The 13,764-nt window shown below is 52.6% G+C and carries 10 protein-coding genes; 8 read left to right on the forward strand and 2 right to left on the reverse strand.

Annotated features, from left to right (window positions below; translation table 11 throughout):
- Positions 1-159: 159 nt before the first annotated feature.
- The 7 genes from SH580_RS00750 (at position 160) to SH580_RS00780 (ending at position 9,831) form a co-directional block, all read left to right on the forward strand.
- Positions 160-903 (forward strand): PEP-CTERM sorting domain-containing protein, encoded by a 744-nt coding sequence (locus SH580_RS00750; protein ID WP_319833092.1) that lies wholly within the window; start codon positions 160-162, stop codon positions 901-903.
- 388 nt (positions 904-1,291) lie between these two features.
- A complete protein-coding gene (locus SH580_RS00755; protein ID WP_319833093.1) occupies positions 1,292-2,365 on the forward strand; it encodes a glycoside hydrolase family protein in 1,074 nt (357 codons plus the stop codon).
- Between the two features lie 35 nt (positions 2,366-2,400).
- Entirely contained in the window at positions 2,401-3,540 is a 1,140-nt protein-coding gene (locus SH580_RS00760; protein WP_319833094.1) for a putative glycoside hydrolase, read from the forward strand.
- Positions 3,541-3,572: 32 nt separating this feature from the next.
- Complete coding sequence (locus tag SH580_RS00765) at positions 3,573-3,884, forward strand: hypothetical protein (protein ID WP_319833095.1); 312 nt, start codon at positions 3,573-3,575, stop codon at positions 3,882-3,884.
- A gap of 20 nt (positions 3,885-3,904) precedes the next feature.
- Complete coding sequence (locus SH580_RS00770) at positions 3,905-5,698, forward strand: arylsulfatase (protein ID WP_319833096.1); 1,794 nt, start codon at positions 3,905-3,907, stop codon at positions 5,696-5,698.
- Positions 5,676-7,565, forward strand: a complete 1,890-nt coding sequence (locus tag SH580_RS00775) for an alpha-L-fucosidase (RefSeq protein WP_319833097.1) — start codon at positions 5,676-5,678, stop codon at positions 7,563-7,565. The genes SH580_RS00770 and SH580_RS00775 overlap by 23 nt, the downstream gene beginning before the upstream one ends.
- A 25-nt stretch (positions 7,566-7,590) precedes the next feature.
- Entirely contained in the window at positions 7,591-9,831 is a 2,241-nt protein-coding gene (locus SH580_RS00780) for a right-handed parallel beta-helix repeat-containing protein (RefSeq protein ID WP_319833098.1), read from the forward strand.
- Positions 9,832-10,025: 194 nt separating this feature from the next.
- Here SH580_RS00780 and SH580_RS00785 read toward each other — a convergent pair whose 3' ends face one another.
- Positions 10,026-10,685 (reverse strand): response regulator, encoded by a 660-nt coding sequence (locus SH580_RS00785; protein WP_319833099.1) that lies wholly within the window; start codon positions 10,683-10,685, stop codon positions 10,026-10,028.
- Between the two features lie 4 nt (positions 10,686-10,689).
- Positions 10,690-12,618, reverse strand: a complete 1,929-nt coding sequence (locus SH580_RS00790; protein WP_319833100.1) for a histidine kinase — start codon at positions 12,616-12,618, stop codon at positions 10,690-10,692.
- Positions 12,619-12,920: 302 nt separating this feature from the next.
- Between SH580_RS00790 and SH580_RS00795 the strand changes: the two genes are divergently transcribed.
- Positions 12,921-13,697, forward strand: a complete 777-nt coding sequence (locus tag SH580_RS00795; RefSeq protein WP_319833101.1) for a PEP-CTERM sorting domain-containing protein — start codon at positions 12,921-12,923, stop codon at positions 13,695-13,697.
- The last annotated feature ends 67 nt before the right edge of the window (positions 13,698-13,764 follow it).

The raw sequence follows: 13,764 nt of genomic DNA on the forward strand, positions 1-13,764 counted from the left end.
TTTTTTATTTTTTTTGCCAGAGGAACACATTCTTTGTCTACCCCTAAAATATTGGGATTGACGGGCTCTGCTTTATATTGTTATATATTAACATTGCTGTTCGCCTGAGATAGTAATGCCACTGAATATTAACAATAAATCTAACCTACTATTATCCCTATGAGTAATCGCACTATCAAACCATTTATATGGCTCGCAGCAGCTGGCCTCTTTTCTACTTCCGCGCAAGCAGCAACAGTCGCGGCAGGCGTCAATTGGGAGGCGGTTGACCTTGGAGCTTCTGGTGAGACGAGTCAGTTTACAGTTACGGTGGAGGCAGACGGTAACGACTGGCTCTACACATGGACCAAGACTGGCGATCTGGATGGACTTGGCACCTCTAATGATACTTTAACTTTTAAGCTTCGCAGTGCAGCTTTTACTGGTTCCAGCTATTCCTCTGAGACTGGAGCTGTCACTCTCGGGACGGCATTTGATTATAGTGTCGGTGACACAGTAACAACGCCTACGGATCAGCATTTTGGCCCAGCTTACGATCTCGATAATAATCAATCTTTTCAGCTGAGTATTGAGGAGATAGTCTTTACGCAAGGTGAAGACCTTGGCTGGGCGGCCACCTTTGATGGGTTCTCTGCCATCAGTAGATATATAGGACAAGACGATGAAACATTTTACTTTGGGACGATTGGCGCCGAAGTAGTTACGACTCCTGCTACGGAATCTGTTGCTGATATTCCCTTTTCAGGCCCCGTTCAGGTGCTGACGGTGACGGCGACGGATAATAACAACCGTTTTCGTGATCTTGATTTTTCCTTCACTGTCGCGGTTCCTGAGCCTGGCAGTTATGCATTGCTTGCAGGCTTTACGGGTATGGCTCTAGTGATGCTGCGCCGCCGCAACTAATTTTTTAGGGTTATATAGGGAAAGGCCGTCTGCACTTGTTGCAGACGGCCTTTATTGTTTTTATTAAATACGGTCAGGTGAGTCGGTATGGGAAGCCCCAAGTTTCATTTACTCGAAGAATGCTTAAGCCAGCGTGCTTGGGTGTCATAAAACTACGAGGAAACGTAGCTGGGTGCTTTAGCCCCAGTCAGGGTTTACGAGCGCTCGGGTGAATACTGTCACGGGGGGACGGCGTCTAAAGAACGCCGCTACAAAGAGAACACTCCCCGCTGTGGTTAATCACGCCCCGCGTGCTTTATCCCGTATTTGTGGGATATACTAGGGGAACTTGGATGGGTATAATTGTGTTAAGGGCTGCCTGATTACTAATGCCCACATGACCCTGATTATGATGAAATTGAAATACCTATTATCTGCCGTGCTGGCCTTGGGTTTGTTGTCCCAAGCTGCCGCGGGTGTGGAAGAGTCCAAGTTTGTAAAGTCCCTGACACCCGGGCCGTTTATTTTGCCGTCCGAGCCGGGGACATGGACATGGGGCATGGCGCCGATTTATGATGAAGCTGGCAAGGTGCACATCTTTAATTCCATCATCGATAAGAAGGGGAAATGGACGACGCATAGTAAGATTGCACACTGGGTGGCCGACCAACCGGAGGGGCCTTACACTTTGCTGGGTGATGTATTCGTGAGTGACATTGCCAGTTATCATAATCCACAAGTATCCAAAGTGGGGGGTAGCTATGTTCTAGTCTTTTTACTGAACCGTCACCAGGATGCCAATGGCTCGAAGCAAGAAGTCGGCATCGCCACGGCACAGTCGTTGATGGGGCCGTGGACCGAGAGTCCGCACAATCCGATTCTGAAAGCGACTGCGCAAAACGGCGAGCATGCCTCGAACCCGACTTTCGTCGTCGCACCGGATGGACAATACCGGATCTATTATAAAACCATGACGCAGCGTGAGGGGAAGATCTACCGTGAAATTTCTCTGGCAACGAGCGATCGAATCGAAGGGCCCTACGAGGTCTATGAGGCGAACCCTTTGATTTCTTATGCGGATCAGCAGGTTGATATCGAAGATCCCTATGCCTTTTACTACAATGGCATGTATTACATGATCCTTGAGGATCGTCAGAATGTGAAAGGCCTACTGGAAGGCACGCATACGGGCAATCCACGTCCAGGTGGTATGCGCCCGGGCCTCATCTATCAATCCCGAGATGGGATCGACTGGGGCATTCCAAAGGTCGGTTATCAGACCAACGAATTCTACTTTGGGCACAAATTGGCGCGTAGTGAGCGGCCGCATATTCTGTGGAAGGACGGTCAGCCGGACTACCTCTACCTCGCTTGTCATGACGATGATTCAACCGCCGGTTACATCCTGAAAATTAATGGCTGGGAAGGCGAGTCAGACGAGAGCGAAGACAGCGCGGCGCTCGTAGATCTAGGTACACATTAGTATGATTCAATATTTGAATGTCTATACCCCAACTTATGCCCCTCAAATTATTTAAACTTAGCAGTATTCTGACGGCCCTATGGGGGGCCTCTGTGCTGTATGCTCAGGCGCTGGATAAATCGAACCTGTATGCGAGTCATTGGGACCATGTGCCGGTCAATTTTCACTTTGGCAAAACCAAAGGCGTTTTGAGCGATGCAGAGATCGATTTTCTCGCCTCGTATAATGGTTGGATCGTTTTGGAGAAGCGGCATGGCCTGCTGGCGCACGGCAGCACGGAAGCGGGGATCGCCGCGACGGCGAAGCGCTTGAAGCGGAGTAACCGCGGTGTTAAGGTGCTTTTTTATCTGAATGCCTTTATCAATTGGCCCGGCTATGAGGCCTATGAGACCTATCAGCCTGAGTGGGATTTGCGGGACGCCAGTGGAAATATCGTTTACAAATCGACCGATGTTGCCCGGCCCGATCCGTCGAATCCGGAGTTTCGTGTGTGGTGGTCCGAGGTCATAGCGGAGCAAATGAAGGACGGCTTGATCGACGGTGTCTTCGTGGACGCTTTGCCACAAGTGCTGCATAAGCGGTTGGGCGCGCAAGTCGGCGCCGAAAAAGCGCAAGCCATCGTCGCGGGCGTGCGTGAAATGATTGCATTGACCAAGCAGAAGATTGGCCCGGATAAGTATATTCTGGCGAATGGGACGCGCGGTGAGGATTACCGTGAAATTCTGGATTGGTCGGGCCTGGATGGGGTGATGATTGAGCACTTTGATGCGTTTAACAGCCACGACCCTGCCACCGTTAAGGCAGACCTCGAGACCATTCAGCTTGCGGCGGATAAGGGTAAATTTGTGGTGATTAAGGCATGGCCCGGTTTTGCCTGGAATGATTCGGAGATGATGCAATTACCCCATGAGGAATTGCTGAAAATGGCCCGCGAGCGGATCACTTTTCCCTTGGCTTGCTTTCTGGTCGCTGCCCGTGCGGATTCACAATTTTGCTATTCGTGGGGCTATCGTGAAAAGCACGGATTTTTGGATACCTATCCCGAGTTTGAAAAACCACTGGGGCCGCCTGAGGCGGACGCCGTCTGGGATGGGATGACGGCGACCCGTAAGTTTAAACACGCATCTGTGTGGGTAGATCTCGTGTCTAAAGAGGCGCGGATCAACTGGCACTGAATGTTGATACTATTCTAAGAAATAACTATCCCATGAAGAAACTGCACATTATCTACGCTCTCTTCTTTGCTGCGCATACATGGGCAGCCGAGTTGAATGTCACGACGCCTCTAGTCGAGATGCTAGATCGTCGCGTGACTCAGGCGCCGAAGATGCACCGCTTACCCGAGTTAGATCAGGGAGCGGTTCAGGCGATTCAATATGAGACGCTGCCTGCGGAAATCGATGCAGACACACAGTTGGTTTCGGCCGACCTGCCGGAAAGTTACCAGACGTATTATGTGAACCTCAAAGATTCCCGAGGCTATCTCATCTCTTCAGTTCTAGTGGAACTGGACCTGTAATTATATTCCAGAAACGAGTTATGATTCAAAATAGATTTCAATTTAAACGTGCTCGGATGCTCGCCTGCGTGGTTCTATCTGTAGCATCCTCATTGGCCGCTGCGACCAAACAACGGCCAAATATCGTGATCGTGATCACCGATGACCAGGGAATGGGAGATTTGGCCTGCATGGGAAATCCTATTGTTCAGACGCCCAATATCGATCGCTTTTATAACGAGTCCGTTCGATTGACCGACTTCCACGTGTCCACGACCTGTGCGCCGAGTCGGGGCTCTCTGATGACCGGTCGTCACAGCAATCGGCTCAATGTATTTCATACCATTAACGGGCGCTCGCTTCTGTTTGAGGATGAGCTTTTGCTGCCCGAGGTATTGGCGCAAAACGGCTATACGAACGGTATGTTTGGCAAGTGGCACCTCGGAGACAATTATCCGTTTCGCCCCATGGATCGCGGTTTTCATGAGGTCGTGCGTCATGGTGGTGGTGGTATCACTCAGGGGCCAGACTACTGGGGAAATGATTATTTTGACGACACTTATTGGCACAATGGCGAGATGCAGGCTTATCAGGGCTATTGCACGGATGTCTTCTTTTCCGAGGCCCTTCAGTTTATTGAGGATAATCAGGACCGTCCATTCTTCTGCTACATTTCAACCAATGCACCGCATGGGCCTTACAATGTCCCGGTGGATTATTTGAATTTGTATAAAGATGTGCCGGATTTGCCTGAGCGCTTTCAGCGTTTTTATGGGATGATCACGAACATTGATGATAACTTTAAGCGGCTGAATGAGAAACTCGATGCCTTGGGCTTAACTGATAATACAATTGTCATATTCATGACGGATAATGGCACGGCCGGCGGCAACAAGATCTACGACGCAGGACTTAAGGGCTCAAAGGGGAGCGAATATGAAGGCGGTCACCGTGTGCCGTTCTTCATTCGTTGGCCTAATGGTCAGCTGACCGGCGGCAAGGACATCGACCATTTGCTGGCGCATTACGATGTGTTGCCGACATTTGTGGATTTGCTCGGGCTCGAGTTTGAGCCCGCGAAGCCTCTGGATGGTATGAGCTTTAAGCCGCTGTTGACTGAGTCGAATCCGACTTGGCCGAATCGTATTCTGTATATGGATACGCAGCGTCTTCAGAATCTGGTCAAGTATCGCAAGTATACGGTGATGGATGAGAATTGGCGCTTGGTGAATGGTGACGAGCTCTATGATATGCGCGAGGACCGCAGTCAGACGAACAACGTGCTGGATGCGCATCCTGAAGTCGCGGCACGTCTCGCTAAAGGCTATGAGCAGTGGTGGAATTCATTTGTGGAGGAGGGTGTGAACGAGCGCTACGCATATATCAAGGTCGGTTCTCCACAGGAAAACCCGAGCCGTATTTCAGCCCACGATATGCTGACGGGTAAGCATGGCCAGTCATGGCATCAGATCGGAGCGGCCGTGGCATCTCAGGCCAGTGGTCGTTGGAAAATCGAATTTGTCGAGGATGGCGAGTATACGATTACCCTGCGCCGTTTCCCTCTGGAAAGTGGCTTGGCGATCAACGCCACCTTTCCGGCTCAGGAGAAGCGGATCGAGTTGGATCGGCTTCTGCCCGCGAGTGTGAAGTCGGATTTCACCTCGGCTTACCTCTATGTCGCCAATGTCGTGAAGTCAGAAAAGATCGCGCAGGATCAAGCAGAGGTGACGTTCAAGGCGACCATTCCCGCTGGGAGATACGACATGGAAGCTCAACTCATCGACAGTGAAAAACGCATCCATCCCGCGTATTATGTCTACATTGAAAAACTTTAATCGAGATCGAGACGAAGGGAATTTTATGAAGTTACAATCGACACTTTTAATACTGCTGGGCTGTGCCTCGATGGCTACGGGGCAGACTGCAGTGAAGCCGACGGCGATTGATTATGTGACCGAGACCGATGGCAAAGTCGATTTCGGCAAGACGGATGTTTCTGCCTATACGCCTGAAGTCCGGGCGAACATGAAGCAACTGTATCATGATAAGTTTGGTCTCTTCGTGCACTTTGGACCGTATGCTCAGTTGGGCGGTGTTTGGCAGGGCGAGGAAATCACGGCTGAGTGGATTATGCGTCGTGGTGAGATCCCGATCAAAGATTACGAGGAACAGGCCGCAGGTTTGTTTAAGCCCGAAAAGTTCGATGCCGCGGAGTGGGTGGACATCGCGGAACAGGCTGGCATGAAGTTCATCGTCGTGACTGCCAAGCATCATGATGGCTTTGCCATGTATGATTCGGCGCACCCCTATAACCTCGTGGACTTCGCCGGCTTTGGGCGGGATTTATTTAAGGAGCTGTCGGTCGAGTGCGCGGAGCGGGAGATGAATTTGGGATTCTACTATTCGCAGAGTCAGGATTGGCATGAGCCGGGTGGCTTTGGCAATAGTTGGGATTTTGACGGGCCGATCAAGCCGCAGGAAGAGTTCGACGCTTACTTTCAGGAAAAGGCCGTGGCTCAGGTGGAAGAGCTGACGCAGAACTATGGCGACATTTTCATGGTTTGGTTTGATACCCCTGTGCAGATGGATGATGCCAAATGTCAGCAGATGATGGACATCGTTCGCGAGAATCAACCCGGGGCTTTGGTAAATTCAAGGTTGGGGCAGGGCTATGGTCATTTTGATGTATCGATCGATAATGGGACCACACCAAGCGTCAGCACGGCGACCTGGTTGCCAGATCTGAAGGTGCCTTGGCAGACCCACGAATCGGTGACCGAGCGCGGCTGGGGCTATACGGTCTATGGTGGTGAGACGGATCGTTCGGAGGACTATGCGGATTTCATCTACAGCTTGAGCCGCATCGTTTGTTATGGTGGTGTCTACCTGCTCAATGTGGGGCCGCGTCCGGATGGCACGATTCCCGAGTCGCAGTTGAATAGTTTGCGTGCGATCGGCGAGTGGTTGGAAGTCAATGGCGAGGCGATTTATGGCGCGGATCCAAGCCCGCTGAAATTCCCGCCCTATGCGATTACCAGCAAGCCGGGCAAACTGTATTTACACCTCAAAGAATTAGAGCAAGCGGAGGTGATCTTGGAAGGGATACTCTCTGAAGTGACGAATGCTTATTGCCTCGCAGACCCCGCGCAGCAGCCCTTGTCCGTGGAGCAGGAAGGTTCTGAGATTCGTATTCGCGTCCCTGAAGAGCTCCGCCAACCGCGTGTGACGGTGGTCGTCTTGGAGATGGCGGAGAACGTGGTAAGTGTGGTCGACGAAACCATCCAGCAAGCGGCGGATGGAGTCATTCAGTTGCCTGTTTCCCGATGTGAATTTGCGATTCGTCGCATCAGTTATGACTATGATCATGAGGTGACTCACCGATGGGGAGAAAATACCAAGCAGGGTTTGATCTGGACAGTGAATGTCACCGAGCCGGGAGAATTTGCTATCTTCAGTGAAGACACGAGCGACAATAAGTTCGTCTACGAGTTGATCACTGCAACGGATCAAAAGCCGCTCAGCGCAGCGGGAGAGGTCGGTGTTTTAAAGAAGAAACAGCATGCGGAAACGATCCGAATTGATCAGGCCGGAGTTCAAGAGATCCGGGTCTATCCCAAACGGACTATCGGTATGGGCAGTGGCTTTGAGTTTAAAGGTTTGGAACTTGTTCCTGTTGAGGCGGCGAGTGAAGGCGCTCGATAATCGTATCAATTAGAATAGACCTTAGATGACCCCAAAACTAACTAGCAAAAAATTGAAACGCGTTGCCTGTGCGCTATTGCTTTCGCTGCAGGTATCCACCGCGACCGAACTCTATGTCTCTGTTGACGGAGGCTCGAATGCGGATGGTAGTCTTGCAATGCCCTATGCGAACCTGCCTGATGCGGTGGAGGCGTTGAGAGCCTTACGCCAAGCTGGCAATGTTGAGCCCGCGACGATCTATCTGCGTGAAGGGCGTCATTCTCTCAATCAGACTTTGGTCCTAGGCTTGGAGGATGGCCGTCCGACTGGGGCGGAGGTTCCGACCATTGAACAATACGGCGCGGGTGAAACGACCGAGCCGGCCTATTTGACGATCGCGGCCTATCCAGGTGAGCGCGCTGTGTTGAGTGCCGGTGTGCCGATCACCGGATGGGCGCGTCTCGATGTCGCGCCGGAGGGGCTTCCTGCAAATGCCGTGGCCCATGTGTGGGTGGCTGACATGCCGGATGGTTTGGATCGCTTTTATACGCTCTATGATGAACAAGGGCGTTTGAACCGCGCGCGCGATGGCGGTTTTGCGCCAACCAAGACCGGCGACAAGAAGACGCTGCACTTTCCTGCTGGCTCGCTAAAGAATTGGGAGAACATTCAGGATGTGGAGATTCAGGTCCGGCCCTATCGGCCTTGGGTGATCAATATGCTTCCGCTAGCTGTGGTGGATGAAGTTTCGAACGTAGCGACGACGGCGGTGTCCGCGACTTACGAGATGGGGGCCTTGCCTGCTTGGGTGCATAATCCAACGGGATCCTCTGTCTGGGTTGAGAATGTGCTCGAATCCTTGGATGAACCCGGTGAATGGGTGGTCAATACGCAGACGCGAAAAGTCTATTTGTGGCCCTCTGATCCTGCTGGGGATGGCTCGCCGCGTGGCATCTTGGCGCCGACGACCAGTGAATTGATACGTGTCGAGGGAGTGATCGATTATGATGGCGCGCAGGACACACCCGTTGTGGGGATTGCCTTCGAAGGATTGACCTTCACGCATGGAGACCGCTGGGCGTGGACAACGGATGAGACACGGCTAGGCTGGGGCTTGCAGCATGATTGGGAGATGTTTGATCGGCCCACGGCGCTGTTGCGCTTTCGTGGCGCGGAAGCCTGCCGCGTGACTCAATGCCGCTTTATCGATTCTGGCGGCACTGGTCTGCGACTTGATTTACATGCACAGCGCAATCGTATTGAAGACAGCGAATTTGCGAATTTGGGCGAAGCGGGCATCTTGCTCGCAGGCTATGGCCCCGGGACGAAGGATGTGAACCACCACAATGTGATTCTCAATAATCACATCCATCACTTCAGTCAGATTACCTGGCATTCGCCCGGGATTTGGGCCTGGCAAAGTGGGCATAATCACATCGCGCATAACTTGATCCAGAACAGTGGCTACACTGCTGTGATGATTACCAATCGGGTGGAGCCGGATCGACCTTTGACCGGGGAGGGCGGACAGACGATCCGTCAGAATGAAATCCCCGATTCGGTTAAAGCCAATGTCACCGAGACTTATGAACATTGGAAAGTTCGTGAGAAATATAATCACGCACGTCACAATCTTTTAGAATACAATGAGATCACCCACTCGGTGCAGTTGCTCTCCGACGGCAATGCAATCTATGTCTCCGGGGCGGGCACGGGGAATATCGTGCGTTATAATTATATTCACGATAATCTGGAGCATTCACTGCCAGCGGCGATTCGCTGTGATGACGATCAGCATGAGACGCTTATCTTTGGCAATGTGCTTTATAACAACTACGGATTCGCCGCGGGAATTGCCTCCAAAGGCGTGAACGATATCATCAATAACTTTATCGTTGGGCCGTTAACGGCACCGAAGCGCGGTTACATCAGTTTCGAATGGGTGCGCGTCACAGGATCCGAAGTTCGCCATAACATTGTGATATCACATCCAGAGGGCGGAAAGGCCTACGGCGAGTCGCCAATTCAAAAAACGGAAGATGGGGATCCGAAGGTGGAGCAAACGGATATGGACTCGAATCTTTATTACCATCCCGCGGATCCTGAATGGGTGAAGGCGCATTTATTGAGGATGCAGGCAGTCGGTAAGGAAACGCGCAGCGTTTTCGCAGACCCTCTCTTTGTCGATTCTGCTTCAGGCGATTTCAGCTTTCAGCCCGGCAGCGCGGCCCGACTGCTTGGAATCGAAGCGCTCGATGTTTCACGAATGGGACTCGGGCCGCGTTGACTCTTCTTTATTACTTCCCGATTGGGAAATACCTGTTTCGAGTGATAGAGAGGGTGCTTTAACTCGGGTATTATCGTCGTAAAGCCGATTTGTTTGAGTTCATTGCACAGCTGCCTATGAATTTGGGATGAAAGCAAAGTGCTGGAAGCAGGCGTCACCTACGATGTGACGCTTTATGAAGATGCGCCGGATGCTCATTTCGGAAAGATCCCTGCCTTATAAGCTTTATTGATGGCAGCGGGTGCGTTTTGGACTTCGAGTTTTTCGTATGTATGGACGATGTGTCTAGCCACCGTGTTGATACTGATGCCCAGTTTTTCGGCGATTTCTTTCTTTAGTAAGCCCTCGCTCAGCATATGAAGGATTTCCAGCTCCCGATCGGAGAGTGGCTTTGCCACCTTGAGATTGGGTTGCTTGTCCTGAAGATGTTTGAGGATGTATTTGGCGATTTGTGGGTCGAGTGTTGAGCCTCCGTCTGCAACGGAGCGGATCGATGCGATCAGTTGATCGATTTGGGAGGATTTTAACAGGTAGCCTGTGGCACCAAGTTGGATAGCGCTGACCACTTCCGACTCTTTGTCCGACTGGCTGAGGACGATGATCTTGCTGTTGGGGACATATTCTTTCAGCCATGGGATGGCTTCGAGTCCGGAAATGCCCGGCAGGTTGAGATCCAGCAGGATGATGTCAGGTTTTGCTTCGTTTTTGGGGTTTTCCAGTATTCTGAGGGCTCGTTCGGCGGACCCATAGGTGCCGATCAATTCCAGGTCTGCCTCACTGGCCAGGGCCAAGCCGACAACCTCACGAAATTCGGGGTGGTCTTCTATCAGTGTAATTTTGATGACTCTGTTCATTGATCTAATGTTTGTGGGAGAAAAACTGGCGGCGGAGTTTGCGGGTCAATTGAACCGAGGTGCCACCTTCGGTATTCGGAGTTACGGTGACTTTGGCACGTAGTAGGCGGGCTCGACGTTTGAGGGAATGCGGGACCTGATAGCCGTCTATTTCTTTTAACCCGCGCCCGTTATCCTTCACGGTGAGGCAGAGTTGGCGTGACGTGGCCGACAGGTCGATATGGCATTCGCTGGCTTGGGAGTGGCGGCTGATGTTGACGAGGCATTCCTTGAAGAAAAGAAATAGATCCGCTCGGGTGCGGGGGGGCAGGGCGAGCAGGTAGTTTTCACCTTCGAAGGTGAAGGTGTAGTCGATGTCGGCGAGGATGCGCCTGGTGAATCGTTGCATGTCCTCTATGAGATGATCGTAAAGTCCTTTAGCTTCCAGCATGTTGGTGCAGTAGCGGACGGCCTGACTGGTTCGTTCCGTCATTTCACAAATTCGATCATGCAGTTTGTGCAGCGTGTCGGCCGAGTTTGCGCTGCGTTGGGCGAGGTTGCCGAGCATGCCGATGACGTGCAGGTTGGCTCCCAACTCATCATGTAGATCCGCGGCGAAGCGTGTGCGCAGCCTTTCTACTGCACGTCGATGTAGCAGGCGCTCGATGAGGATGAACAATCCGACTCCAAGGACGAGGATGACGGCGAGCCAGCTCATTTGTCGTAGTCTAATCTTTTGTGCGGTGTATCGCTGCTGGAGGGCGGTAGAAACGAGGGGGCGCTCGACTTCCAATGCATGGCGCTGGGCGAGCGCTTCCAGCCAAGTGCGAACCGGGAGAATGGTTCCGTAGAGATTGTTGCCGTCGGTCAGCGCGCTCACCGGGCGATGGACTCTCCGATCGACGGCGCTATTATTGAATTGCTTTCCTAAAGCTATGTTTCGCCCCTGCGAGAAAAGTTCAATTTCGGCAAAGCCGAACTCAGCAGGGGAATCCTGACCGTGGGCGTCCCCAGATTTCTTGGCTATGATCCGGATGTAGCGGCAGGTCGTCTCACGGATCGGCCACATCATGATCGGCCCGATGTCGAGCAGTGACAGTTCTAATACTTCCAAGAGCGGAACGGCGTCGCTGAAATCGGAGCGGTTGGCTCCTAGGATTTTGAGGGGGGTGAGTATCCCGATATCGCCAGCCAGCGCCTGCGGCACGGTATCGCTTTGCTCCACGGTGTGCAGGTGGATACGGGAGAGCGGGTAGGATTTGCCGAGATCCAGCGTGAGGATATGTTCTGTGGCTGGGCGAGTCAGGTAGGCTAGGCTCGAGTGGCCGCCCGCGGCATCCATTAGATAGGGCACCAAGCCATCCGTCAGATACTGTGGGTTCCACGCTTTGCCCCGGCTGGGGCTCACCGAGGAGGTGGTGACCGGACGGCGCAGCGCCACGTTTTCGGACCCGCTGAAGACCAGCATTTCCGATAGTTGGAGCACGTAGTTCTTGTCGCTCGCTCGCTGTGGCAGCTCGGAGGTCTCGAGTCGCACCCAGGACGCTGTTGTTTGCTCAATGGGAATGACCCAGGGCGCATTCCCAATCGGGATTGCGCCGTGAGAGGAAGATTGTGCGACCACCGTGCCGCTGCGGTCGTTTGCCAGCCCGGCCCGGATCACGAAGTCCTGAGGAAATGCGTCCGCGCGAAAGCCGCCTTTCGAATCGCGCCAGACGATCGGAGTCAGAATAATCTCATCGATCGGGAATTCCCCGCCTAGATCGATTTCGATCCATTCGCGATGCACCGCGTCCTCGTGCCACTGTGAGCGGTAACCGATGGAGCCGATTCCGCTGCGCATGCTCGGGTTGGGCAGTGTGGCCAGTTCGGCGTCGATCGCTTTCAGCCGAGCCTCCAATTCCGGCAGCGAAGCATTGGCGGGTAATGCCTGCGCGCAAGCGATACTTGGCAAAAGAATTACCAGTAGCAGCAAGGGACGTTGGAAATGAGTAGGCAAGAGGACGCTTAATCGCTTGTGGGAGATGGAGCCCTCCTCGGGGAAGCCAGACTTTTAGAAGGTGGACATACTTCTTGGCAGTGGTTTTCACGGGGACGGCATCGGAAGAAGCCAAAGCATAGCGTAACGGAGCACTTTGTGCCATCATATAAACGTATGATAGGCATGTTTCGAAAGAGTGGTATTATCAGTGGCGAGACTGGGATCGCCTCCGATCCCCCCAAAAAAAATAACCCATAGATAACAGAAACAATACCATGAGAAAAAATAAACGACTGCTCTTCGCCACTGCCGCCGCGTCGCTTGCGCTGGCTTCCACATCATCTGCCTCTGTCATTACTTTTGCTGACTTCAATAATTTGGGAGGAGGTAGCAGTTTTGCGAACTCTGTTACCGAGGACGGTTCCGGATCTGTCACAAGCATCACGCAGTCGACGGTTGATACCGACAATACCAACTTTTTCGTTGAATACACAGATGCAGACGGAACTTTGACTTTCAATTTGCTGGTCGAGGGATTTACGGGCGGTAGTGCCACCTCTTCCATTTCTCCAGTCGGGGCTATGAGCGAAGGCACCGGGGGATCCGCGACTCTCGGCACAACCTCTGCCGCAGTTGGTACGGTGGCGACTGCTACGGGAGACGCATTCGGTGTCGGATCCGGAATGGCCACCGGGTCAAGCCTGAGGTTCTCCATCGTTAGTATGGATTATACTGGCGGGAGTGTTGTATTTAACAGTTTCACAAGCACAACATTCCAGGAGACAGGTGGCGCCAATCACCAGTTCGTCTTGGGGGTGGGGGATTCCGGTCTGCCTGATGGCGGCTGGGACGGGCCTGATGCGTATTCTATAACCACCGGGAATCCAACTGTTCTTATTGTTAATTCCGCGGCCGAAGGCAACACCGCGACCTGGGGTGTCAATGACATCGGTTTCCAATTCACCACGACTATCCCTGAGCCCGGCACCTACGCGCTGCTCGCTGGTCTCTCCGGTCTGGTCTTCGTCATGCTTCGCCGCTGTCGCGACTAGCCTGCTATAAATTAAGTTTTTAGGGATAGCACCGAGGTCTTTTCATCCTTGGTGTTTGGCGGAGTCT

The organism is Coraliomargarita algicola (genome assembly GCF_033878955.1).
Lineage (GTDB): Bacteria > Verrucomicrobiota > Verrucomicrobiia > Opitutales > Coraliomargaritaceae > Thalassobacterium > Thalassobacterium algicola.

What these genes read in the sequence shown, in the direction of transcription:
- SH580_RS00750 (WP_319833092.1), top strand. Translation starts at nt 160, where the DNA reads ATGAGTAATCGCACTATCAAACCATTTATATGGCTCGCAGCAGCTGGC.
- SH580_RS00755 (WP_319833093.1), top strand. Translation starts at nt 1,292, where the DNA reads ATGATGAAATTGAAATACCTATTATCTGCCGTGCTGGCCTTGGGTTTG.
- SH580_RS00760 (WP_319833094.1), top strand. Translation starts at nt 2,401, where the DNA reads ATGCCCCTCAAATTATTTAAACTTAGCAGTATTCTGACGGCCCTATGG.
- SH580_RS00765 (WP_319833095.1), top strand. Translation starts at nt 3,573, where the DNA reads ATGAAGAAACTGCACATTATCTACGCTCTCTTCTTTGCTGCGCATACA.
- SH580_RS00770 (WP_319833096.1), top strand. Translation starts at nt 3,905, where the DNA reads ATGATTCAAAATAGATTTCAATTTAAACGTGCTCGGATGCTCGCCTGC.
- SH580_RS00775 (WP_319833097.1), top strand. Translation starts at nt 5,676, where the DNA reads ATGTCTACATTGAAAAACTTTAATCGAGATCGAGACGAAGGGAATTTT.
- SH580_RS00780 (WP_319833098.1), top strand. Translation starts at nt 7,591, where the DNA reads ATGACCCCAAAACTAACTAGCAAAAAATTGAAACGCGTTGCCTGTGCG.
- SH580_RS00785 (WP_319833099.1), bottom strand. Translation starts at nt 10,685, where the DNA reads ATGAACAGAGTCATCAAAATTACACTGATAGAAGACCACCCCGAATTT.
- SH580_RS00795 (WP_319833101.1), top strand. Translation starts at nt 12,921, where the DNA reads ATGAGAAAAAATAAACGACTGCTCTTCGCCACTGCCGCCGCGTCGCTT.